This window comes from Streptomyces sp. CC53 (assembly GCF_001865245.1).
Lineage (GTDB): Bacteria > Actinomycetota > Actinomycetes > Streptomycetales > Streptomycetaceae > Streptomyces.
Window position 1 is genome coordinate 27,217 of the sequence record NZ_MKXB01000145.1, and the last position, 23,274, is coordinate 50,490.

General features: G+C 73.1%; 20 protein-coding genes. 3 read left to right on the forward strand and 17 right to left on the reverse strand.

All coding sequences use genetic code 11. From position 1 onward, the window contains the following. Positions 1 to 89: 89 nt before the first annotated feature. The 3 genes from BJP40_RS34320 to BJP40_RS15205 form a co-directional block, all read right to left on the reverse strand. A complete protein-coding gene (locus BJP40_RS34320) occupies positions 90 to 257 on the reverse strand; it encodes a hypothetical protein (RefSeq protein WP_177204388.1) in 168 nt (55 codons plus the stop codon). 152 nt (positions 258 to 409) lie between these two features. After that, positions 410 to 1,657, reverse strand: coding sequence for a helix-turn-helix domain-containing protein (locus BJP40_RS15200; protein ID WP_071280819.1), 1,248 nt, complete (start codon positions 1,655 to 1,657; stop codon positions 410 to 412). A gap of 150 nt (positions 1,658 to 1,807) precedes the next feature. After that, positions 1,808 to 2,062: a hypothetical protein gene (locus tag BJP40_RS15205; protein WP_177204389.1), complete on the reverse strand. Its 255-nt coding sequence runs from the start codon at positions 2,060 to 2,062 to the stop codon at positions 1,808 to 1,810. 306 nt (positions 2,063 to 2,368) lie between these two features. Between BJP40_RS15205 and metG the strand changes: the two genes are divergently transcribed. Next, positions 2,369 to 3,979, forward strand: coding sequence for a methionine--tRNA ligase (gene metG, locus BJP40_RS15210; RefSeq protein WP_071280821.1), 1,611 nt, complete (start codon positions 2,369 to 2,371; stop codon positions 3,977 to 3,979). 132 nt (positions 3,980 to 4,111) lie between these two features. Here the strand turns inward: metG and BJP40_RS15215 are convergent, their stop codons facing one another. Genes BJP40_RS15215 through BJP40_RS34325 form a run of 9 tightly spaced genes read right to left on the reverse strand, consistent with a single transcriptional unit; the run spans position 4,112 to position 13,565 of the window. Then, the gene (locus tag BJP40_RS15215) at positions 4,112 to 5,542 is read right to left on the reverse strand and encodes an MFS transporter (protein WP_071280822.1); all 1,431 of its coding nucleotides are present in this window, start codon (positions 5,540 to 5,542) and stop codon (positions 4,112 to 4,114) included. Beyond that, positions 5,542 to 7,497: a phenylacetate--CoA ligase family protein gene (locus BJP40_RS15220; RefSeq protein ID WP_071280823.1), complete on the reverse strand. Its 1,956-nt coding sequence runs from the start codon at positions 7,495 to 7,497 to the stop codon at positions 5,542 to 5,544. Before BJP40_RS15220 ends, BJP40_RS15215 begins: the two co-directional genes overlap by 1 nt. Beyond that, positions 7,494 to 8,078 carry a hypothetical protein gene (locus BJP40_RS15225; RefSeq protein ID WP_071280824.1) on the reverse strand — a complete coding sequence of 195 codons (585 nt, stop codon included), beginning with the start codon at positions 8,076 to 8,078 and terminating at the stop codon, positions 7,494 to 7,496. Before BJP40_RS15225 ends, BJP40_RS15220 begins: the two co-directional genes overlap by 4 nt. A gap of 10 nt (positions 8,079 to 8,088) precedes the next feature. Continuing rightward, positions 8,089 to 9,045, reverse strand: a complete 957-nt coding sequence (locus BJP40_RS15230; protein WP_256220746.1) for an NADP-dependent oxidoreductase — start codon at positions 9,043 to 9,045, stop codon at positions 8,089 to 8,091. A gap of 56 nt (positions 9,046 to 9,101) precedes the next feature. Next, complete coding sequence (locus BJP40_RS15235) at positions 9,102 to 10,313, reverse strand: acetyl-CoA carboxylase biotin carboxylase subunit family protein (RefSeq protein WP_071280826.1); 1,212 nt, start codon at positions 10,311 to 10,313, stop codon at positions 9,102 to 9,104. Further along, positions 10,310 to 11,269, reverse strand: a complete 960-nt coding sequence (locus BJP40_RS15240) for a 3-oxoacyl-ACP synthase III family protein (RefSeq protein ID WP_071280827.1) — start codon at positions 11,267 to 11,269, stop codon at positions 10,310 to 10,312. The genes BJP40_RS15235 and BJP40_RS15240 overlap by 4 nt, the downstream gene beginning before the upstream one ends. Beyond that, entirely contained in the window at positions 11,257 to 12,120 is an 864-nt protein-coding gene (locus BJP40_RS15245; RefSeq protein ID WP_071280828.1) for a TauD/TfdA family dioxygenase, read from the reverse strand. Before BJP40_RS15245 ends, BJP40_RS15240 begins: the two co-directional genes overlap by 13 nt. Before the next feature lie 34 nt (positions 12,121 to 12,154). After that, positions 12,155 to 13,369, reverse strand: a complete 1,215-nt coding sequence (gene hemA / locus BJP40_RS15250) for a 5-aminolevulinate synthase (RefSeq protein ID WP_079171197.1) — start codon at positions 13,367 to 13,369, stop codon at positions 12,155 to 12,157. 46 nt (positions 13,370 to 13,415) lie between these two features. Continuing rightward, entirely contained in the window at positions 13,416 to 13,565 is a 150-nt protein-coding gene (locus tag BJP40_RS34325) for a hypothetical protein (RefSeq protein ID WP_177204390.1), read from the reverse strand. 195 nt (positions 13,566 to 13,760) lie between these two features. Here BJP40_RS34325 and BJP40_RS15255 point away from each other — a divergent pair, with 195 nt between their 5' ends. Then, positions 13,761 to 14,687, forward strand: a complete 927-nt coding sequence (locus BJP40_RS15255) for a LuxR C-terminal-related transcriptional regulator (RefSeq protein ID WP_256220742.1) — start codon at positions 13,761 to 13,763, stop codon at positions 14,685 to 14,687. 326 nt (positions 14,688 to 15,013) lie between these two features. Here the strand turns inward: BJP40_RS15255 and BJP40_RS15260 are convergent, their stop codons facing one another. After that, positions 15,014 to 15,823, reverse strand: coding sequence for a L,D-transpeptidase family protein (locus tag BJP40_RS15260; protein ID WP_071280876.1), 810 nt, complete (start codon positions 15,821 to 15,823; stop codon positions 15,014 to 15,016). A 177-nt stretch (positions 15,824 to 16,000) separates the two neighbouring features. Beyond that, positions 16,001 to 17,773, reverse strand: a complete 1,773-nt coding sequence (gene aspS, locus BJP40_RS15265; protein WP_071280830.1) for an aspartate--tRNA ligase — start codon at positions 17,771 to 17,773, stop codon at positions 16,001 to 16,003. 165 nt (positions 17,774 to 17,938) lie between these two features. Between aspS and BJP40_RS15270 the strand changes: the two genes are divergently transcribed. After that, on the forward strand, positions 17,939 to 20,098 hold the full coding sequence (locus tag BJP40_RS15270; RefSeq protein WP_071280831.1) for a SpoIIE family protein phosphatase: 2,160 nt from the start codon (positions 17,939 to 17,941) through the stop codon (positions 20,096 to 20,098). Here the strand turns inward: BJP40_RS15270 and BJP40_RS15275 are convergent. The 3 genes from BJP40_RS15275 to BJP40_RS15285 form a co-directional block, all read right to left on the reverse strand. Then, positions 20,041 to 21,114 carry an AI-2E family transporter gene (locus tag BJP40_RS15275; protein WP_107407931.1) on the reverse strand — a complete coding sequence of 358 codons (1,074 nt, stop codon included), beginning with the start codon at positions 21,112 to 21,114 and terminating at the stop codon, positions 20,041 to 20,043. The two genes, BJP40_RS15270 and BJP40_RS15275, sit on opposite strands and share 58 nt — an antisense overlap. A 317-nt stretch (positions 21,115 to 21,431) precedes the next feature. After that, positions 21,432 to 22,403, reverse strand: a complete 972-nt coding sequence (locus BJP40_RS15280; protein ID WP_071280832.1) for a pirin family protein — start codon at positions 22,401 to 22,403, stop codon at positions 21,432 to 21,434. 621 nt (positions 22,404 to 23,024) lie between these two features. Beyond that, a complete protein-coding gene (locus BJP40_RS15285) occupies positions 23,025 to 23,228 on the reverse strand; it encodes a hypothetical protein (RefSeq protein WP_226962577.1) in 204 nt (67 codons plus the stop codon). Between the last annotated feature and the right edge of the window lie 46 nt (positions 23,229 to 23,274).

Sequence of the window (23,274 nt, forward strand, 5' to 3'; positions counted from 1 at the left end):
CCGGTCGGTGAGCGGGACCGGCTGCGGCGGCCCGGCGAGCGCGGTCGCGGCGAGCCACGTCGGCGGCGGGCCGAAGGGCGGCGGCACGGTCATCGGACGGCCACCTCCCGCACCCGCCGGCACGAGGGACAGGCACACGGCGGGAACGCGGCGCCGACGGGCGGCAGCTCCTCGTCCCCGGGGATCTCGCGCTTCTCGCGGATCACCTGGGTGGTGCCGTCGCGGTGCACGGCATACACCTTGATCGTCATCGACATGACAGCTCCTGCGTGGGTCACTCGCCACACGCCCCGGTCCGGGGTAGTGGCCTCCATGCCGCTGAAGCTATGACTCCGCACGGCTCCGCAACAGACACGTTCCGTAGCCTTCGGCGGGCGCCATGCGTCCAAGGAGCTACGGAACGTGCCCCCTATGCCACGCCGAAGAAGGCCGCCAGCTCACGCTGCTGCCGCGTCAGGCTCCGCCCGGACGACCGCAGCGCCTCCTGGAACACGCTGCCGGCCAACTGCTGGTGCCGGAGCCACTCGGGGGCCTCGTCGTGGATCTGCGCCAGCACGTCGGTGGCCTGTCTCCCCTGCCCCAGCATCGCGTGGGCCTGGGCCACGTCCAGCCGGTGCCGGTGCCAGGTGTTGGACGTCATCGTGACGGTCGACGCGGCGAGCCGGGTCGACAGGCCGAGGACGCGGTCGGGCCTCCGGCCAACGACGTGGTTCTCGACTGCCTGGAGTGCGACGGTGGACCAGTTGAACTTGCCCCACCCGTAGGGGTGCGCGGCCGTGCCGGCGCCGAGGGCCGAGCCCGCGGTACGCGCCAGGCGCAGCATCTCCCGCGCTGCGTCCGGACGGTTGTTCCGCGCGGCCGCGGACGATCCGCGGACGAGCAACCGCCCCCAGACCCCCAGCTCCACACGGGTCGCGCGGGAGATGCGCGGCTCGATGTCGTCGGCGGTGGCGACGGCCAACTGTTCGGTCTCGTCCAGACGCCCCTGCCGGATCAGCGTCCAGCCCTGCAAGTACACCGCTGACGCCGCCGCGGCGCGGTCGGCCGCGGTGACCGCGTCCGTCACCGCGTCGCGCAGGGCGATGTGGGCGAGGTCGTAGGCCCGTACCTGCGTGAGGTACCGCCCGGCCATCTGCAGGACGTCCGCCCTGATCCGCAGGGCTTCCGCGCGCTGGGGCCCGCCGTCGAAGTGGTCGACGGCGGTGCGCGCCGAGCGCACCAGGGCCGGCAGCAGCCCGGCCAGCGCCGCGTAGTCGTCGCCGTAGTACGACGAGGCGAGGGCGGCAGCGGTACGCCGCAGGCCGCGCAGGTCGGGCTCCGGCTCGACGGTGTTACCGGACACGAACCGCCCGCTCAGGGACATCGGTGGGGCAATGGCCTGGCGGAGCGGCATCAGATCGAGTTTGTCGCGGTCGTCGCGCCGCGTGGCGTGGGGACCGGAGGGGTCGAAGAGCGCGGACGTCCGCACACCGAGCGCTCGCGCGAGTGCGTGGTAGGTCTCCAGCCGTGCAGATCCGCCACGCTCGACCTTCTTCACGACGCCGAGGCTGAGCCCAGCGCGCTCGGCCAGCCCTTCCTGCGTCAGGCCCCTGCTGAGCCGGATGTCCCGGAGTCGGCCTCCGGAGAGGGGCGGTGATGTCTCAGTGCGGCCGGGCATATGAACTCCGTTCTGACCTAGACCCTCGAAACGGTACTCCCCTGCCCCGAAAGGAAGATGGCGAGAACACCACCGCCCGCCTTCCCACCACGTGGGGGTGATCAGGCCCCGCCCCTCCGCCTCGGGGAGCACCGCTCCCCCGTCGAGGCACTAGACCGGCACGCCGATCTCCACCGCCAGCCGCCGGGCGTCCTCACGCACCACCGGAGGCGCCGTCTTCACCAGGTGCGGGAGGGCCGCCCTGGCGTGCAGGTTGTACTGCATCGTCTCGGGCGACTCCCGCCACGCCTTCTCCAGGAGCGCCACCTGTGCGACGGCCTCGCCCTTCATCCCGTGGGCCCGGGCCAGGCCGTTGTGCAGGGTCAGCGCGTACGCGTCCACCACACCCGCCCGAAGATCAGCCACGGGTGGCCGTACACGGAAGGCGAGATGGCGCCGGAACACCGCCTCCTCCGGCCGCGGACCGCGCGCATCGTCCCGCACCCCCCTGCAAGGGACCGGGGTCGCCGCTCGACGACGGTGTGCCCGGACGCGGCCGGGGACGGGCCGGGCAACGGCGGCCGGGACCCGCTCGTGCAGCCGGTGCCGCCGTCCGCGGCAGCGGGTCCGCGACTGCAGGGCCGCCGCCGGGGCCGTCCGGGTCCCGGGACCCGTTCTCACCCCCCGAAACGCGGCAGAGACGGCCCCCGCCCGCCGGATAGGATTTCGCCCATGGCGGCCACTGGATCCGAGAAGCAGGGGAAAACGACGTACTACGTCTCCACCCCCATCTACTACGTCAACGACGCTCCTCACCTGGGCCACGCCTACACGACCGTCGCAGGCGACGTGCTCACGCGCTGGCACCGTCAGCGCGGCGAGAAGGTGTGGTACCTCACCGGCACGGACGAGCACGGTCAGAAGATCATGCGCACGGCCGACGCGAACGGGGTCTCCCCGCAGGAGTGGTGCGACAAGCTCGTGGAGGAGGCGTGGAAGCCCCTCTGGGAGCACCTGGAGATCGGACACGACGACTTCATCCGCACCACCCAGAAGCGGCACACGGACCGCGTCCAGGAGTTCGTGCAGGACCTGTACGACAAGGGCGAGATCTACAAGGGCGGCTACGAGGGCCCGTACTGCGTGGGCTGTGAGGAGTACAAGCTCCCCGGCGACCTGATCGAGGACGAGCAGGGCACGAAGCTCTGCCCGGTCCACAAGAAGCCGGTGGAGATCCTCAAGGAGGAGAACTACTTCTTCAAGCTCTCCGCGTACGGCCCGAAGCTGCTGGAGTTCTACGAGGCGAACCCGGGCTTCATCCAGCCCGAGTCGGCCCGCAACGAGGTCGTGAACTTCGTCAAGCAGGGCCTGGAGGACCTCTCCATCTCGCGCTCCACCTTCGACTGGGGCATCCCGATCCCCTGGGACGAGAAGCACGTCATCTACGTGTGGGTGGACGCCCTGCTGAACTACGCGACGGCCGTCGGCTACGGCGCCGACCAGGCGAAGTTCGACGCGACGTTCCCCGCGGACGTGCACCTGATCGGCAAGGACATCCTCCGCTTCCACGCGGTGATCTGGCCGGCCATGCTGATGGCGCAGGGCCTGCCCGTGCCGGGGAAGGTCGCCGCGAACGGCTGGCTGATGGTCGGCGGCGAGAAGATGTCGAAGTCGAACCTGACCGGCATCAAGCCGCAGGACCTGACCTCGCACTTCGGCGTGGACGCCTACCGCTGGTACTTCCTGCGGGCCATCGCGTTCGGCCAGGACGGCTCGTTCTCGTGGGAGGACTTCACCGCCCGCTACACCTCGGAGCTGGCCAACGACTACGGCAACCTCGCCTCACGCGTCGCGGCGATGGTCGGCAAGTACTTCGGCGGCGCCCTGCCGGAGGCCACCGCCGGCGGCGAGGCCGAGCAGGCGATCAAGGACGGCCTGGCCACGGCGGTCGCCGAGGCCGACCGGAAGATCGGCGAGGAGCTGGACTTCCAGGGCGGCATCCTCGCCGTCTTCGACTTCGTGAAGCAGGTCAACGGCTACATCACGGAGCAGGAGCCGTGGAAGGTCGCCAAGGACGAGTCGCCCGAGGGGCGCGCCCGCCTGGCGACGATCCTCTACACGGCGGCGGAGTCCCTGCGCGCGGTGGCGGTCCTGCTGAACCCGGTCATGCCGGACACCTCGCAGAAGCTGTGGGACTCCCTGGGCGCGGAGGCGTCGCTGGGCGCCCTCGCGGACCAGAAGGTGCAGGAGGCCGCCGACTGGGGCCGCCTCCCGGCCGGTGCGACGGTCACGAAGGGCGCGGTGCTGTTCCCGCGCCTGGAGGAGCCGAAGAAGGACCAGTAGGAACGGCCCGGCGGGCCCCCGATCACCGGCGGGCCCGCCCACCGGCAGCTCGTGGGGCCCCTCCGGCGCGCAGGGCAGCACGCGGGAGGGGTCTTCCCGTGTCCGGGGGCCCGAGAGGAGGCGCGGCGCCGCTTACCGCGGACCGGGTCCACCGGCCGGTGCCGCCGGTTCCGCGCAGGCCGCGGCCGAGGCCGTGCGGGAGGGTTCCGGCACCGCGGGCGCGGAAGGCGCGGCCACCGCAGATTCCCCGGCAGGCCCCTCCGGGCCCCCCGGCAGGCGGGCCGCGCCCGTTGCGGCGGCAGCCGCCTCCCGCACCCCGCCGGCCCCCGGCACGGCGGCAGCCGCATCCGGCTCCTCCGGTTCCGCCCGGTAGGTGCGGGCCACCCACGCCCCGCCCGCGGCGAAGAGCACCATGACCGCAGTGAGGCTCCAGAAGCCGGCGGCCGGCGACACGGTCGCCGACCTGCCGATCACCGGCATCAGCGCCGCCGTCCCCAGGCCGATGGCGAGCAGCCGCAGCGAGGCCATCTTGGCCTTGTCACCGTCCGACGCCCGCTGCTGGAGCGTGGTCAGCAGCCATGTCAGGCTGTTGAGGTTGGCGAACCCCGCCAGGAAGAAGGCGAGGAAGTGCACGGCCGCCGTGTCCGACGCGGCCAGGAGCACCGCGGCTGCCGCCTGGCCCAGCAGCCACAGCGGCAGCAGCCGCTGGGCCACGAGCCGACGGGTGAAGAACGAGGCGCTGATCATGCCGACGGCGAAGGTGGCCTCCAGCGCGGCGATGTACCCGCCCCGGCCGCCGTACCGGCTGTCCACCAGCGGCACGACCAGGGCGCTCAGCGCGTGCGCGAAGACGAAGTCACCCGCGCACAGCAGGATCATCAGGAACACCGACCGGTACCGGCGGTACCGGCCCAGCATGCGGCGCCACTCGCCGACCGTGCCCGCCACCGCCGTGCCCAGCAGGCGGGCGGACAGCGGCGGGTTGTCCTCGTTCGCGGTGAGCCGGACCCGGGCGACCGCGCCGGCGCAGGCCACCGACATGACGACGTCCACCAGCAGTGCGTGTTCGGCCGTGCCCCACGTGAGGATCAGCCCCAGCAGCGCCATCCCGGTGAGGGCACCGGCCTGGAAGGCCACGCCGATCATGCTGTTGAACCGGGCGATGTGGGCCTCGTCCACGTGGTGGGCGGTGAGTTTGAACAGCGCCGACCGTTCCACGTTGTCGAAGACCGCGAGGAGGACGGCGACCGCCACCATCGCGGGGACGGCGCTCGTCCCGGGCAGCGTCGCGAGCACCACGATGAGCAGCACGGCGGCGGCGCGGCCGAGGCCGCACAGGGCGTACACCCACCGGGAGCTGACCGCGTCCACCAGCGGCCCGCACAGCGGCAGCACGCAGAACGCGGCCAGTCCCTGGAGGGTGAGGATGAGGGCGAACGCGCCGGGGCTCCCCGTGCGGTCGTACAGCAGCTGGCCCATGGCCAGGGTGTGGATGCCGACGCCGACGCTGGACAGGGAGATCGCCCCCAGCATGGTGCGGGCCACCGGGTCGCGGCGGAGCATCAGCAGGCCACCTCCAGCCTGCGGTCGATGACCGTCTTCACCTTGCCGCTGACCGCGTTGCGCGCCAGGCGGCCCTCGGAGTGGCACTCGACCCGCAGCTCGTACACGTCCAGTGCGGCGTCGAAGTCCTGGAGTGCGCCCAGGACGGGGAACTCCGCCACGAGCAGCTCCCGCACCTCGGCGGCGTCCAGCGGCACCGGCGACTCGGTGCGGACGGTGAGGATCTCCTTGCTGCCCTCGCTGGACACCTCGATCTGCAGCTGGGAGACCCGCCGGCCCTCCAGCACGGCCAGGACGTCGCCGTAGAGCACCGTCTCGCCCTTGAAGCGGATCAGCCCGTCGGAACGGCCCAGGTACTCCAGGACCCGCCCCGCCACTCCGCACGGGCAGGCGTGGTCGAAGATCCGCCCCGTGTCGCCGATCCGGTAGCGGACCAGCGGCCCCTCGAACTTCTGCACCGTGGTGACCAGCACCTCCCCCACGGCGCCGTCCGGCAGCGGGGCGCCGTCCTCGTCGACGATCTCCAGGAGGTTGTAGTCGTCGTTGAGGTGGTGCAGCGTCCCGCCCAGGTGGGCGCACTGGTAGCCGAGCTGGGCACCGTCGTTCGCGGCGAGGATGCTGGACACCACCCGGGCGCCGAGTGCGTCGCGCAGCCAGTCCCGGTCGGTCCGCGTCATCGGGGTGCCGCCGTAGAGGACCTTCTCGATCCGCAGCCCGGGGCAGCGCTCCTTGGCGTCCCTCAGCAGCGGCAGGATCAGCGCCGGCATCCCGAGGACCACGTTCGCGCCGAACCGGCCGGTCAGCATCAGCACGTCGTCCACGGTCGCGAACTGCCCGGTCGAGTACGCCTCCACGGGCATCCGGGACAGTTCGCTGAACGTCGTGGTGAGGCCGCCGTACATGCCGCCGCCGAACAGCGTGTTGATCACCCGGTCGCCGGGCTCCAGGCCCATCCCGTACAGGACGGGGACCGCCTCGCGGACCATGTTGTCCCAGTCGGCCCGGGAGTACACGATGTAGCGCGGGTCGCCGCTGGTCGCGCCGGAGCGCAGCACCTCGCCCGTGGCCGGGCCGCCGCTGCACAGCCCGCGCCCGGCGGGCGGCGAGTGCGCCTCCAGATCGGCCTTCTCCAGGACGGGCAGGGCGGCGAGGCCGCGCACGCCGTCCACCTCGGGCAGGTCCGCGTAGTACGGGTGGCGCCGGGCGCGGGCGGTGAGCAACCGCAGCCGCGCCGCCATCCGCGCGTCCCGCCCGGCGTCCGAGGCGCGGGCCCGGGCCAGGGTGACACCGGGCAGGTGACGGCGGGTCAGCAGCCGGTGCACCCAGGGCGCCTGGCAGTCCAGGGCGAGTGAGGCGCCCTCCGGCAGGGCGGGGACGTCCACGGCGACACCGGCGACGGGGGTGCCGGGCGCCGCCACGCGACCCGCGGGCAGCGGAGTGCCCGCGGCGCGCAGTGCGTCCATGACGGCGGTCCACAGGGCGGGCCGCGCCGAGCGCACGACGACCTCGTTGCCCAGCGCCCAGGCGAGCAGCAGCCCGCGCAGCACCGCCTCGGCGGCTCCGGCGGCGGCACCGGGGGCGGGCCCGTCGGGTGCGGCCGCGGGATCCGCGCCCCGGCCGGGTCCGGCGCCGGACCCGGCGGCTGCCGCCGCGTGGGCTCCGGTGCCCGCGCCCGGGGCTTCGCCCTCCCCCTCCCGGTCGTCGAGCACGACGGTGCCCACGGGCCCCGTCTCCATGACGTCGTCGCTGTCGGTCAGCGGCTGCCACGGGTACTGGCCGACGCCGTCGAGGAGCCGGTCCAGGCCCAGCAGGAGCTGCTCGCCGTCGAAGCGGCTCGGCGGCTCGGCGACACCCGCCCGGCGCAGGGCGTCGGCCAGCTCGGGGAGCGCGCCCCCGGTGAGGGACCGCTCGACGTGTTCGACGGCCAGCAGCAGGTCGGTGGGGTAGTGCCTCATGGGTGTATGTCCTCGGAGTCCTCGGGAAGGGGTGGATCGGGCGGCCAGGGGCCGGGCGCGCCGCTGAGCAGGTCGGCCGTGAACGCGCGCAGGACCGCCTCCGACCGCCGGTGCACCATGTGGACGGGTCTGCGGCCCGGCCGCGGGCCGCGGACGAGGGCGGCCTGCCGCCGCAGCACGTACGGGGCGTCCGCCGCGGCGTGGAAGGCGGCGGGGTCGCGGGCGGCGAGCGCGGCCCACTCCCGCTGCCCCCGGCCGAGGGCGGCGCGCCCCAGCTCCAGCAGGTCCGCGTCGCACGGTCCGCTGCTCAGCCGCACCAGTCCGATGCCGTCGGCGTCCGTGGTGAGCGCCGCGCACGCCGGCCCGTCGGGCGCGCCGCGCTCCCGCAGCGCCGCCAGCACGGTCTCCACCGCCCAGTCCTGTTCGGCGCCGCGGCGGGGCAGCAGGAGCGCCGCCGGGTAGACGCAGGAGGTGTCCGGAGGGGAGGCGGCTCGGCCGTGCACCCGCCAGATCGCGCACACCCGGTGGGAGCCGCCTGCGCTCACCGTGCTGACGTGCAGCCCCGTGCTGATCGGAACCATCGCGGTGCCGCTAGCCGTGCGGGTCGAGCCGCACGACGGCCTTGCCGGTGTTGGCGCCGCGCAGCATGCCGAGGAACGCGTCGACGGCGTGGTCGAAGCCCTCGGTCACGCTGAGCCGGTCCACCACGCGCCCCGCCCGCAGGTGCGGCACCAGGAAGTCCTCCAGCTCCTGCTGCGCGTCCCCGTGGCGTGCGACGAGGAAGCCCTCCAGGCGGATGCTCTTCTCCACGAGGTCGAAGAGGTTGCGCGGGGCGGCGGGCGGGGTGGCCGCGTGGTACTGGGCGATGGCGCCGCACCAGGCGATCCGGCCGTGCTCCCGCATCGAGGCGATCGCCGCCTCCAGGTGGTCGCCGCCGACGTTGTCGACGTACACGTCGATCCCGTCGGGGGCCGCCTGCCGCAGCTGGTGGGCGAGCGGGGCGGGGGCACTGCGGTCGAGGGCGGCGTCGAAGCCGAGCTCCTCGGTGAGCAGGCGCGCCTTGGCCGGGGAACCGGCGCTGCCGACGATCCGACCGGCGCCCAGCAGCCGGGCGAGCTGCCCCACGGCGGTGCCGACGCCGCCGGCAGCCGCCGACACGAACACGGTCTCGCCCGCGCGCAGCCGGGCGATCCGGGTGAGCGCCACGTAGGCGGTCAGTCCGGTGCCGCCGAGCAGTCCGAGGAACGACTCGGGGGCGATCCCCTCGTACGCGGGCAGCCGCCGGGCCTCCCCCGGGGTCAGGACGGTGTGGGTGCGCCAGCCGTCGCGGTGGAAGACGAGGGAGCCGACGGGCAGTCCGGGGCTGAGGGAGTCCGTGACCCGCCCGACGGAGCGTCCTTCGAGCGGGGCGTGCAGGTCCCAGTCGCCGTCCATGCACTCCCGCATGTACGGGTCCACGGACAGCCACAGGTTCTCCACCAGGGCGGTGCCGGGGGTGAGCGGCGGCAGGGTGAGCTCCACCTCGGTGAAGTCGTCCGGCACGGGCATGCCGCGGGGGCGCCGGGCCTGCTGCACCACGCGGGCGGGGATCGCGGTGGGGGTGCTCACGCGGCCACCCGCCGCTCCGCCGCAGGCTGCGGGCCGGCGTCGACCGTCACGGTGCGGGCGCACTCCTCCAGGAAGCGCCGCAGCTGCCCGGCGTCGGTGTGGGACGCCTCGATGAACACGGGTACTTCCCACTCCTGGTAGGTGATGTGCACGGGGGCCGCCCGGCCGGGGGCGAGGGTGTGGACACGGTCGGCGCAGGGGTGGGTGCGCACACTGTCCGGGACGGTGATCGCGGCCGGGGTGCCTTCGGGGAGGTGGTGGCCGGGGAAGGCCAGCCAGCCGTGGTAGCGGCCGCTGGGGCGGCCCGTCGCGGGCCGGTCGAGGCCGAGCCGGACGGCGATCTCGTGGGACGGCAGGTGCACCCCGGTGTGCTGCTCGTGCAGGGGGACGACGGCGGCGCCGCCGACCCGGTTGGCGACCTCCAGGAAGACCCGTTCGCCGTCGGCGGTCTCGAAGAACTCCAGGTGCAGGGAGCCCTCCTCGATGCCGAGTGCCGTGACGACCCGCTGGGCGAAGGCCCGCTGCTCGGGGCTGTGCGGCTCCTGGTGGGAGCCGAGCGGCGTCCCCGCGGCGTACTCGACGGGCTTGTTGACGTACCGGCTGACGGCGAGGTCCACCAGGCGGCCGTCCTGGACGAGGCCGTCGGCGTGCAGGATGTCGCCGTCGATGTGCTCCTCCAGCTGGAACGCGCCGGGGTCGGGCAGCTTCCAGTAGGCGCCGAGGGCGTCCCGGGCCGTCTCGTGGACGGTGACGTCCTCACTGGAGGCGCCCTGGCGCGGTTTGAGGACCGTGCGGCCGGTCCACGGCAGGGGCCTGCACCGGGACGGTTCGCGGACGAACCGCGGGTGGCGCAGCCCGGAGCCCGCCAGGGCCTCCTTCATGCGCACCTTGTCCCGCACCAGTTCCACCTGTTCCGGCGCCGGCCCGCCGATGCCGAGGTGGCGGCGTACGGAGCAGGCTTCGGCGATGCCGAACTCGGAGAGGGCGAGCACCTTCTCGAAGCCGTCGGCGGGTGAGGTGCGGGCGCACACCCCGGCGACGAGGTCCTCGTCCGGGTCGAGGACGAGCCGGGTGCAGCGCAGCCCGTCGGGCAGGTCGGCCATCCGGTGGGGGTGCCCGACGTAGGTCACGTCGTGCCGCCCGTGGTCGATCGCCCGCTGGTAGTCGATCTTCCGGTACGGCACCTGGTGCATGACGAGGATCTTCATCCCTGATACTCCAAGGTCGTGATGCCCCAGCTGAAGCCCATGGCGCTGGTGGCGAGCATGATCAGGTCGCCGCGACTCAGCCGGCCTGCGCGTTCGAGGTCACCGAGCGCGATGAGGGTGTCGGTACCGCCCATGTGGGCCAGGCGGTGGTAGTTGAAGACGCTGCGTGCGGCCGGGATGCCCAGGCTGTCCAGCAGCCGCAGATGCATGGTCCGATCGCCGTGGTTGATCAGGAAGTGCGCGATGTCCGGGCGCTTCCTGCCGAGGACGGTGAGCGTCTCGTCGACCAGGTCGGTGAAGTTCCGTACGTACGCGTCGGCGAGGCCGCTGCGGTGCGCGGCGCGCCGGATGACCACCCGGCCGTGCGCCTGCTCGCCCGCGTAGTAGTCGGACCAGCTGCCGTCGGTGCGCATGGCGGAGTGGAGGAGGCGGAAACGGCCCGCACCGCCCTCCAGCAGTACCGCCGCAGCCGCATCACCGAAGTTGAACAGAGCTTTGGCATCGGGGTCCCCGTAGTCCACCATCCGGCTCAGCCGGTCCCCGACCAGGACCAGCGCGTGGTCGCCGGGGCCGAGCGCGCCCGGCACGGTCAGCAGGCGCAGCGCGGTCATCCCGGCGTTGCAGAAGTTCGCCACCTCGAAGCAGTGGGCGCGGTCGACGCCCAGTTCGTGGGCGACCTTCGCGGCCGGCGACCAGAACGGCCGGTCCCATTCTCCGGAGCCGGCGTAGACGACCTGCCGGATGCGGGAGGTCGCCACGCCGGTCCTGGCGATCACGTCCCGGGCCGCGTCCCGGGCCAGCTCCCACGCCGACTCGCCGTCGGCGAGCACGGGGAAGCTCTCGCAGTGGGTGATCGAGGCGAGGTCCGCGAGGGCCACACCGGAGGCCCGGTGCATGGCGTGGATGTCGGCCCTCGCGGAGGGGAGGCGGACGGCGAAGTCGGCTATGCCGCCCACTGGGCGTCCTGTCCGCGTTCCTCGATGCTGACGCGGTGCACGGTGCGGTCCACGCCCGGCTCGACCGCGGTGGCCGCGTGGTAGGTCGTCGCGGTCTTCCAGACCAGCAGGTCGTTCCTGGTCCAGCGGTGCGTGTAGACATGGGCGGGGTCCTGGATCAGACCGTCGATCACCGCGAAGAACTCCTCGTTCTCGTTGGCGTCGAAGCCCGTCACCGCCTGCATGTACTCGGGCGCGCCGTACAGGTACGGGCGGCCGGTGTGCGGGTCGAGCCTGACCAGGGGGTGCTCGGTCGGCGGGTACTCCTGCTCGACGAGGGCCCGGAACTCGGCGATGGACAGCCCCACGTGCTCCTGCGCGATCCGCTGCCGCTTGCCGACGGTGTGCAGGGCGGTACGGCCGGCGATCCGGTCCTTCCACCGCTGCGGCAGCCGGTCGTAGACGTCGACGGCGCTGGCGTAGAGGGTGTGTCCGCTGGTGCCGGGCACGTCGACACCGTGCAGCATCGTGTACGGCGCCGGGTCCTTCGTGTACGAGGAGTCCTGGTGCCAGAAGTTGCCGACCCGGGCGACGCCGACGGGGCGGTTCGCCCGCGTCGCGTTCGAGGAGATCATGATCTCCGGGTGTTCCGGGTGCCGGTACTTGGCCATCAGGAACGGCACGGGCCGGCCGATCCGGGACGCGAGGGCGATCTGCTGCTGCGGGGTGAGCTCCAGCCCGCGGACGACCACGAGCTCGCGCCGGTGGACGCCGTCGAGGAGCTGCCGGAACACCTCCGGGTCCTGGAGGTCCTCGTAGGTCACTCCGGTCATCTCGGAGCCGATGAAGGGGGTGATGTCCTTGATCTGCATGCGTGGGTCCTTGGCAGGTGGGTACGGGCGGTCGTCAGGCGGCGTCGAGGCAGGTCCGCAGGGCGCGGACGAAGCCGTCGATCTGCTCCTGGGTGCGGAAGGGCGCGACCGTCACGCGGAACCGCTCGCCGCCCTTGGCGACGGACGGGTAGTTGATGGGCTGGACGTAGATGTCGAACTCGTCGAGCAGCCGCCGTGAGACGGCCTTGACGCGCTCGCCGCCGGGCACGAGCACGGGCACCAGGTGGCTCTCCGCGTCGATGAAGTCGATTCCGGCGCGGTGCAGCGCGGTCCGCATGCGGACGGCGTTCGCCTTGAGCCGCAGCCGCATCTCGGCGCCCTGCTCACCCTGGATGACGTCGAGGCTGCGCCGGGTGGCGTCGAGGCTGGACCGCGGGATGGTGGTGGTGAAGATGAAGCCGGGCGCGTACGACCGCACGTAGTCGAGGGCCGTGTCGGGGCCGGCGACGTAGCCGCCGGTGGTGCCGACGGCCTTTCCGAAGACCCCTTGCACAAAGGTGGGCCGGTACTCGCCGATCTCCTCGCATATACCGGCGCCGGTGGGCCCGTTGACACCGATCGCGTGAGTCTCGTCGAGATACGTCATGGCGTTGTACCGCTCCGCCAGATCACATATCCGGCTGATCGGCGCGACGTCCCCGTCCATCGAGTAGACGGATTCGAAGACAATCAGTTTGGGCCGCTCGACCGGGTACTGGGCGAGCAGTTCCTCCAGCGCCGCCACATCGCTGTGCGGGAAGATGTGGCGGCGATTCCCGACGGAGCGGATCCCTTCGATGAGGGAGCGGTGGTTCAGGGAATCGGAGAACACCACCGTGTCGGGCTCGGCCGCGAGGAGAGTGGTGAGCGTTTCGAAGTTCGCGACGTATCCACTGGTGAAGACCAGGGCCCGCGGGCGGCGGTGCCAGGCGGCGAGCCGGGCTTCCAGTTCAACGTGGGCCTCACTGGTCCCCGCGATGTTGCGGGAGCCGCCGTTGCCGGTGCCGTGCCTCCGCGTCGAGGCGATCTGCGCCTCCATGACCTGCGGGTTCTGGCTCATGCCCAGGTAGTCGTTGGTGCACCAGACCTGGATGCGCCGCCCCTGGTGCAGCGCGTACCCCGGTTCCTCCGCGAGGTACGAGCAGGGCGTGAACTCCCGGTAGAGGCCGGAGGCCTTGAGGTCCGTCAGCTTGCCGGCCAGGCCTTCGAACGGGGCCGGCGGGCGCACGGAAAGCTGTTCGGCGGACATGGTTCTCCTGTCACTGGTATTCGGTGCGGCGGCTCGACGGGGAAGGTCAGCCCCACCGCGAGTCGTCCGCCAGGGCGGCGACCGCGGCGCGCTCCGGCCGCCCCTCGGTATCCGCCTGAACGCCCACCGCCAGAAGTGCGAGGACCGCCGCACCGAGCACGCCGAATACGGAACGAAGGATCTTTGCCTTCAGCATGAAAAAATTCCCCCCAATATCCTGTCGGGCCGCCACTTCCGGCCCGTGACCAGAATCATGCGCCCTGGCAGTCGCCTGGAACAGGGAAACCCAGCAGCATGATCATGCAAGCGCCAGAACCTGAAGGTCAGACACATGTGCACGAAAAGTGATGAAAAAGATCAAACCGGACTTCCGTCGGTGTGCGAAGAGGGGTTGTCCTTCTACGCGGAGACCCTGAAGGGTCGCTTCCAGCCCGAGGAATGCCCGGAATGTCTACTCGCTCTGGGCTTCGTACAACGCGGCGGCGACGGCCAGCTCGTCCCCATCCCACCGGGCCTCGCGGCGAACTCCCTGCTCGTCCCCATGGAGGAGAGGATCGAGTCCACGCAGCGGGTCCTGGCCCGGGCAAGAGCGGCGGTGCACCAGGTGGAGGAGGTCTACCGATCCGTCGGGAGCGACTCCGGCGTGCGGGTCATCCGGGGCGCTGCCGCCATCAACGCCACGCTGGAGAGGGTGGTGAACTCCTGCCACGATGAGCTGCTGACGGCGCAGCCGGGCGGCGGCCGGGCTCAGGAGCTGCTGGAGGAGGCGCTGCCGTCCGACGTGGCCGCGCTCCGCCGCGGCGTACGCCAGCGCACCATCTACCAGCACACCGTCCGCACCCACAGCCCCACGCTGTCCTACGTGGAGCAGGTCTCCGCAGCGGGCGCCGAGGTGCGCACCCTGGACGAGGTCTTCGACCGGCTCATCGTCTGCGACCGCAGGATCGCCTTCGTCCCGGACCCCGCCGAGGAGCGCCGCCAGTTCGCCCTGGCCATCGAACACCCCGGCCTCATCCGCTACCTCGTCGGCATCTTCGACCACGCCTGGGAGCGCGCCGTCCCCCTCGACTACGCCCCCAGCGCGCACCGCCCGCCCCTGCTCGCCAACGAGACCCGCCGCGCGGTCCTCCAGCTCATGGTCAACGGCTACACGGACGAGACGATCGCCGGGCGCCTCGGCATGAGCACCCGGACCGTCGCCACCCATATCCGCAAGGCGTCCGAGCTGCTCGGCAGCCGCAGCCGCGCCCAGCTCGCCTATCTGATCGCCAAGGCCGGCCTGCTGGACGAGGACGAGCCGGCGGCCGGCGCGCTCTGAGCACCCGCGCCACGCCGCCCCCCGCCGGGCCCCGGCACCGCACCCGGCACACCGCCACGGCACCCTCCGCCCACCGCGCCTCCGCCCACCACGCCCGGCCCACACGCCCCGCCCCGGCGGCCCCCGGCACCGCACCCGGCACACCGCCACGGCACCCTCCCCCACCGCGCCACGCACCGCCAGGCCACGACGCCCCGCACCCACCCGGCCAGACCGTCGGCGTGCCCACCACGCGGGCTCGGCGCGCCCCGGCCCCCGCCGGGCAGGACACCACCCCCCGGGGTCACCGGGGACGCACCCGGCGGCCCACGGTCACCGGCCTCCCCTCACCGGGCCAGGCTCAGCACGTCGCCCATCACCACCACCGGCCGCGCCGACGGGTCGAGCCACGTCAGCACCTCCTTCATCTGCGGCTTCTCCAGGGACACACAGCCCTGGGTGGGGCCGTCGTGGTCGACGTGGAGCCAGATGCCTCCGCCGCGCTCCGCGCCCAGGGGGCGGGTCCAGTCCAGGGGGGACGTGCCCGGCTTGCGGTTGTAGTTGATGGCGACGACATAGTCGAAGGAGCCCGCCAGCGGTTCCCCGAGGGCACCGGTGCCGGTGACCGTGAAGGCCGGCCCCTGGTCGTAGGGGAGCTTCGTGCCCGGGTTCGGCAGCAGGCCGCCCGCGTCCGTCAGGCCGTACACGCCGACGGGCGAGCGCAGGTCGTCCTGGACATGGTGGTCGGTCCACCCCTTGGCCGCGTTGTGCGCGGGCCACGGGCCGGACACCGGCTTCCAGCCGTCCCCGGGCCGCCGCTCGTAGAGGGTGACGGTGGCGTCGCTGGAGTCCCGGTCCTTCCCCCGGACGACGACCGCCTGCGTGGTGGCCGGGTCGAGGGCGGCCCGGGTGCGGGGCCCGAGGCCGGGGATGTCGGCCGGGGCGGGCGGCGGCAGCAAGGGGAGACCGGCAGCGGCGCGCCCCGCGGGCGGCGGCGTGCCCCCGTGGTCGCCGGGGCCCTTCGCCCCGGCGGCCGGCGGGTGGCTCCGCGCCCCGTCCGGTGGGCCGCCGTCGGCGCACGCGGTCACCGGCAGGAGCGGGAACAGCACCGCGGCCACCACGGGGAGGCGGCGGCGCGGGCGGCGGAACGCGGGCATGGGTCGGGCCTTTCGCAGGAGCCGGAGGTGCCGGGGCCGGGGCTTCACCCCCTGTCAACGCCTCCGCGCCCGTGCGGGGTTGCGGGTGACCGCCCGGTCGACAGAAACGCGCGGGCCCCGGGCCGGATTCCTCCGGTCCCGGGGCCCGCGCTCAGCGTGTGCGGTGCGCCGTGCGGCTCACTTGTCCTTGTCGGCCACCGGCTTGCGCAGCGCGATGTTCAGCTCCCGCAGCCGCGCCTCCTCCAGCTCCGTGGGGGCGCCCATCATCAGGTCCTGCGCGTTGCCGTTCAGCGGGAACGCGATGGTCTCGCGGATGTTCGGCTCGTCGGCGAGGAGCATGACGATGCGGTCGACGCCGGGGGCGATGCCGCCGTGCGGCGGGGCGCCGAAGCGGAACGCACGCAGCATGCCCGCGAACTCGCGCTCCACGGTGTCGCGGTCGTAGCCCGCGATCTCGAACGCCTTGATCATGATGTCCGGCTCGTGGTTCCGGATGGCGCCGGAGGACAGCTCGACGCCGTTGCAGACGATGTCGTACTGCCAGGCGAGGATGTCGAGCGGGTCCTTCTCCTCCAGGTCCTTCATGCCGCCCTGCGGCATGGAGAAGGGGTTGTGCGAGAAGTCGATCTTGCCGGTCTCCTCGTCCTTCTCGTACATCGGGAAGTCGACGATCCAGCAGAAGCGGAAGACGTCCTCCTCGAAGTGGCCGGCCCGCTTGGCGGCCTCGACGCGGACCGCGCCCATGATCTTCGCGACCTCGTCGACGTCACCGGCGCCGAAGAAGACCGCGTGGCCGGGCTTGAGGCCGAGGCGGTCGACGAGCGTCTTGACGTTCTCCTCGGTGAGGAACTTGGCGATGGGCCCGGTGAAGGCCATGTCGTCGCCGACGCGGATCCAGGCGAGGCCCTTCGCGCCGTGCTCCACGGCGAACTCGCCCAGCGAGTCGAAGAACTTGCGCGGCTGCCCGGCGACGTCCGGCACCGGCAGGGCGCGCACGTGCTTGCCGGCGAACGCCTTGAACTCGGAGTCGGCGAACACGTCGGTGATGTCGACGAGCTCCAGCTGGGCCCGCAGGTCCGGCTTGTCAGAGCCGTACTTCAGCATCGCCTCGCGGAACGGGATGCGCGGGAACGGCGAGGTCACGTGGCGGCCGTTGCCGAACTCCTCGAACAGCTCGGTCATGAGCTTCTCGATCGGCTGGAAGACGTCTTCCTGCGTCACGAAGCTCATCTCGACATCGAGCTGGTAGAACTCGCCGGGCGAGCGGTCCGCGCGGGCGTCCTCGTCGCGGAAGCAGGGCGCGATCTGGAAGTACCGGTCGAAGCCGGAGACCATCAGCAGCTGCTTGAACTGCTGCGGCGCCTGCGGCAGCGCGTAGAAGCGGCCGGGGTTCAGCCGGGACGGGACGACGAAGTCGCGGGCACCCTCGGGGGAGGTCGCGGTGAGGATCGGCGTCGCCATCTCGTTGAATCCGAGGGCGGTCATCTTCTGCCGGATCGCGGCGATCACCGCGGTGCGCAGCATGATGTTGCGGTGCATGCGCTCGCGGCGCAGGTCCAGGAAGCGGTACTCCAGGCGCCGCTCCTCGTTGACGCCGTCGTCCGTGTTGATCGTGAACGGCAGCGGGCCGGAGGCGCCCAGCACCTCGACCTCGGAGACCTCCACCTCGACCTCGCCGGTGGGCAGGTCCGGGTTGACGTTCTCGGTGCCGCGCGAGACGACCTTGCCGTCGATCCGGACGACGGATTCCTTGGTCTGCTTGTCGAGCGCCTCGTACGCGGCGGTGCCGGGGCGGGCGACGAGCTGCGTGATGCCGTAGTGGTCGCGCAGATCGATGAAGAGGATGCCGCCCAGGTCGCGCCGATTGTGCAGCCAGCCGCTCAGCCGGACGTCGGTGCCGACGTCAGAGGCGCGGAGCTCGCCGCAGGTGTGGGACCTGTACCGATGCATCGTCGTTCATCCAGCCTTCGCTGATCGGGGGCGCGTTTCACGTGAAACAACCCCAGGGTACCGGGCAGCGGGAGATCGGTTTCCGGTATCAGGGAGTCGACTGAGCCGCAGCTCACAGCACCCCCACAGTGGCGATTCATCGGTCCATCTTCTTAAAGTGGGGCAATGCGCACCGAGGACGTCCTGGCCGCGGTCCTGACCGGCCTGTGGCGTTGGGACAACGCGACCGGCACCGTCACGCTCGACGCGGAGGCCGCCCGGCTGCTGGGGCTGCCCGCGCAGCCGACGGAACTCACCGAGGGCGCGGTCCGCTCCCGCTTCCACCCCGTCGACTGGAACGAGATCGACGGGATCGTGAACCTGGCCCTCACCGAAGGCACCCTCGCCGAGTCCCGCCTGCGGGTCATGGACGAGAGCGGCCGGGTGGTGCGAACGGTGCGCACCCGCTGCAAGCCGCTCCTGGACGCGGACGGCTTCCGGCTCGTGGGCACGCTCCAGGAGACCGCGGAGCCGCAGCCCGGCACGGCGGGGCGGGCCCCGGTGATGGGCGACTGGCGGCGCTCGCGCGAGGCGTTCCTGCTGGACGCGGGCCGGGCCCTGGCGGAGGCCAGGTCGACGGCCGAGGTGCTGCGGGTGGCGGCGTCGCTGTCGATGCCCGGCTTCTCCCCGGACGGGCTGGCCGTCTTCGGGGTGTCCGGTGACCGGCTGACGATCATCGGGCACCACGGGCACCACGCCGGCGACGAGGGCCCCTTCGCGGAGATGCCGCTGGACACGGACTATCCGGCGGCGGAGGTCGTGCGCACCGGCCGGGCGATCTACCTGCCGACGCCGGACGACTACCGGGAGCGGTACCCGGCGACGTGGCCGCTGGCGCAGCGCTTCCGGCGGGAGTCGTGGGCGTTCCTGCCGCTGATCGTGGCGGGCCGCACGATGGGCGCGTGGATGGCGGCCTTCACGTACCGGGTGGGGTTCACGCCCGACGAGCGGTCGGTGCTGACGACGGTGGCGCGCATGCTGGCGCAGGCGCTGGCCAGGGCGGGTGTCGCGGAGTCGGAGCGGGAGCTGTCGCTGGGCCTGCAACGGGCGATGATGCCGGTGCTGGGGCCCGCGATCCCCGGTGTCGAGGTGGCCGCGCGGTACGTGCCGACGGGCGGCGGGCTCCAGGTGGGCGGCGACTGGTACGACATGATCCAGCTGCCGGGCGGCCGGGTCGCGTTCGTCATCGGCGACGTGCAGGGGCACGACGTGCGGGCGGCGGGCCTGATGGGCCAGCTGCGGATCGCGCTGCGGGCGTACGCGGCGGAGGGGCACCGCCCGGACGCGGTGCTGTCGCGGGCGTCGCGGTTCCTGTGCGGGATCACGGAGGGCGCGAACGGCGACGGCGGGCCCGGTGGGGACCGCGAGGACGGCGGGGACCGCGAGGACGGCGGACCGCGCTTCGCGACCTGCCTGTACCTGGAGGTGGACCCGGCCACGGGCACGGTCGACATCGCGCGGGCGGGCCACCCGGAACCGGCGCTGCGCATGGCGGACGGCACGGTCCTGCTCCGGCACACCGACGGCGGGCTGCCGCTCGGCATCGTCCCGGACACGGACTACCCGACGACCCGGCTGGTGCTGGAGGCCGGCGAGACCCTGATGATCTGCACGGACGGCCTGCTGGAGACCGGCGGGCACGACATGGACACCGGCTGGCTGCGGGTCCGCAAGCTGCTGGAGGAGTACGAGCCGGCCTCGGAGTCCCTCGACATACTGGCCGACGCGCTGGTGCACGCGGTGCACGGGCCGGCCTCGCACCACACGACGGGCCCGTTCGCGGACCGCCGGGAGGACGACATCGCGGTGCTGCTGCTGTCCCGGACTGCGGGACCCGCGTCCCGCGTGTCGGCACCGCGCCGCACGGTGCTGAGCGTGGCGCAGGCGGAGCCGGAGCGGATCGCGGCGGCCCGGCACCAGCTGCGGGAGCTGCTGCACGACTGGGCGGACGAGGACCAGGTGGACGCGGCCGTCCTGATGGTGTCGGAGATGGTCACCAACGTCCTGGTGCACACCGACGGGGACGCGCTGCTGGTGGCGGAGGCGACGGGGCTGCACGGGGAGCGGCGGCTGCGCGTGGAGGTCGCGGACGGCAGCGACGAGCTGCCGCACCGGCGCCGCCCCGGCGAGATGGCGTCCTCGGGCCGCGGCCTCGTCCTGATGGAGATGCTGGCGCACGCGTGGGGCGTGGACCCGCGGGGCGAGGGCAAGTCCATCTGGTTCGAGCTCTACGAGTCGGGCGCCGGCGCCGGCGGCTTGTCCGTCGAGGTGCCGGATCTTCTGTAGCGGCTGCGCAGCTCGCCGGCGATGCCGAAGGCGGCCGCGGTGAACGGCACGGCGAGGAGCATGCCGAGGATGCCGGCGACGGACGCGCCCGCGGTGAGGGCGACCAGGACGATGGCCGGGTGGATCCGCACGGTGCGGCTCTGGATGACCGGCTGGAGGATGTTGCCCTCCAGCGTCTGCACGGCCAGGACCACGCCCAGGGTCCACAGCGCGATGGCGAGGCCCCGGTCGGCTAGGGCGACGAGGACGGCGACGGCCCCGGACAAGAAGGCGCCCAGGTACGGGATGTAGGCGCCGACGAACACCAGCGCGCCGAGCCCGAAGGCCCCGGGCACCTGGAGGACGAGGAGCCCGACGGTGATGAAGAAGCCGTCGATGAGGGCGACGATCGTCGTGCCGCGCATGAAGCCCTCGACGGCCTCGAAGGCGCGGCGGGCCATCGCTTCCAGCGTCTCGGCGCTGTCGCCGGGTGCGAGGTCCCGGAGGGCGGCGAGGACGCGGCCTGCGTCCCGCAGGAAGAAGAAGAGGAGCAGCATCGCGAGCAGGGCGACGGTCAGCACCTGGCCGAGGAGGCTGATGCCGCTGACGACGCCGGAGGCGGCGCCGCCGCCGAATCTCCGCAGCAGGTCCCAGCCCTGTGTGATCAGGTCGTCCAGGGTCGTGCCGGGCGCCCCGACCAGCCGGGCCAGGTCGCGCACGGCCTGGCGCAGCGACTCGATGATCTGGTCGCCGGTGTCGATCAGCGCGGTGACGAGGATGTACCCGGCGCCGCCGAAGACGGCGATCACGGCGGCGCAGGTCAGCCCTGCGGCGAGGGACCGCTGGACGTGCCAGTCGACGAGCCGCCGGTAGACGGGCCGCAGGAGGGCGGCACCGAGCACGGCGAGCAGGATGGCGGTGAGGGCGGTCTGGAAGGTGACGCACAGCCAGATGACGACGTAGGCCACGGCCGTCACGAGCAGCACGACGACACACCAGGCGGCGAGGCGCCGCACGGGTTCGGGCAGCGGTGACAGAGGCACCCCACCACTCCACCACACCCCTCGGGCGGGCGCCCGCCGGGGGCCCGCCGGGATGACGCGCCGTCAGTCGTGCGGCGCCGCGGGGACCGCCGCCGAACGAGCAGCGGTCCCCGGGGCTTCGAGGCGCGGGCCGCAGGAAGCGGCCCGCCCGGAGCGGCCCGCCGGGGCCCCGTCCCCCGGGGCGGGCGAGAGGGGGAGCAGTCGGACGCAAGAGGCTTCACGGCCGTCGGCCCCGTCCGCCGGTGACCGGAGGGCGGGGCCGACCGGGCGGAGCCACCGGCGAGCCGGGGAACCGTCCCTCGGGCGAGGGCCTACAGCCCGCCCTCGGTCATGCCGTGCACGGCGGGGATGGTCCCCAGGCGGCCCGCCTGGAAGTCATCGAACGCCTGCACGAGCTCCTCCCGGGTGTTCATGACGAACGGCCCGTAGTGCGCCACGGGCTCCCGGATGGGCTCGCCGCCGAGCAGGACGACCTCCAGGTCCGGCGTGTGCCCGTCCTGCTGTTCGTCGGCGCGGACGGTCAGCGAGCCGCCCGCGCCGAAGACGGCGGTCTGCCCGGATTGGACGGGGCGCCGCTCGGCGCCGACCGCGCCGCGGCCCGCGAGGACGTACGCGAGCCCGTTGAAGTCCTCGCGCCACGGCAGCGTGACCTCGGCGCCCGGCGCCAGGGTCGCGTGGACCATCGTGATCGGCGTGTGCGTGATGCCGGGGCCCTGGTGGCCGTCCAGCTCGCCCGCGATGACGCGCAGCAGGGCGCCGCCGTCGGAGGAGGTGAGCAGCTGGACCTGGCCGCCGCGGATGTCCTGGTAGCGCGGCGGCATCATCTTGTCCTTGGCCGGCAGGTTCACCCACAGCTGGAGGCCGTGGAAGAGGCCGCCCGACACCACGAGGTGCTCCGGCGGAGCCTCGATGTGCAGGAGGCCCGCGCCCGCGGTCATCCACTGGGTGTCGCCGTTGGTGATGGTGCCGCCGCCGCCGTTGGAGTCCTGGTGGTCGAAGACGCCGTCGATGATGTAGGTGACGGTCTCGAAGCCGCGGTGCGGGTGCCAGGGCGTGCCCTTCGGCTCCCCGGGCTGGTACTCCACCTCGCCCATCTGGTCCATCATGATGAACGGGTCAAGGTGGCGGTAGTGGATGCCGGCGAAGGCGCGCCGCACGGGGAAGCCCTCGCCTTCGAGGCCGGCGGGCGCGGTGGTGACGGCCAGCACCTTGCGGGCCGGCGCGTCGAGGGGCGCGGCGACGCGCGGCAGGGTGAGCGGGTTCTCGACGGTTACGGCAGGCATGCGGACCTCCAGGGCCGGTAGTGCATGGGTCCAGTTTAGTTGAAAGCTGAACTTCCTGCCTAGGGGAACGCCCTGCCAGCCGCCGCCATTCCCGCCCTGCCAGCCGCCGCCATTCCCGCCCTGCCAGCCGCCGCCATTCCCGCGCCGGCAGCCGCCGCCATTCCCGCGCCGGCACCGCACCGGGACCCGTGGCCGCAGACACCGTCGGCGACGCCGCCGGGAAGGGCGCCCGCCGCGAGCCGCACGGGCCGCACCACACCGGTCACCCCGACCGCGGGCGACCGCCACGGGACGGCGCGGGCTGCCGGGCTACGGGCGCTCCGGACGCAGCCCCGGCCGCACGGGCGGCGAAGGGCTGCCGGAGCCGTACGGGCCGTGCAGTCGGCGACCGGCCACCCGGAGGCGTACGGGCGCCGCGCATCCGCCGTGGACCGCCGCCCCGGCCGCCCTGGCCGGCGACCGCGCCGGGCCGTGCGGTCCGGAGACACCCCCCGCGTCCGCGCGGGCCGCGGCCGGGCTCGTGCCCCACCCGGCAGGAACGGCCCGGTGTGCGCGCACCGCGCGCCCGTCGGCGGCCCACCCGGACGAAAACCGGTGGGCCCGGTGGGAACGGTCCCGCTGTCAGCGGGCCGGCCGCGTGCGGAGCCGCCGCACGTCCCGTACGAGCGCGTACACAGCGCCGAGGAAGACCGAGGCTCCCCCCACGGGCCAGAGGACCGACGCCCCGGCGCGGTACTCACCGGCGGAGACAACGAGCAGCAGCCCCGCGGCAAGGACGCCGAAGGCCGAGATCCAGGCGCTGACGCGCTGGGCCAGGTGAGTCACCCGGACATCATGCACGGCGGGCCGGGGCCGTGGACGTGAGGCGAAG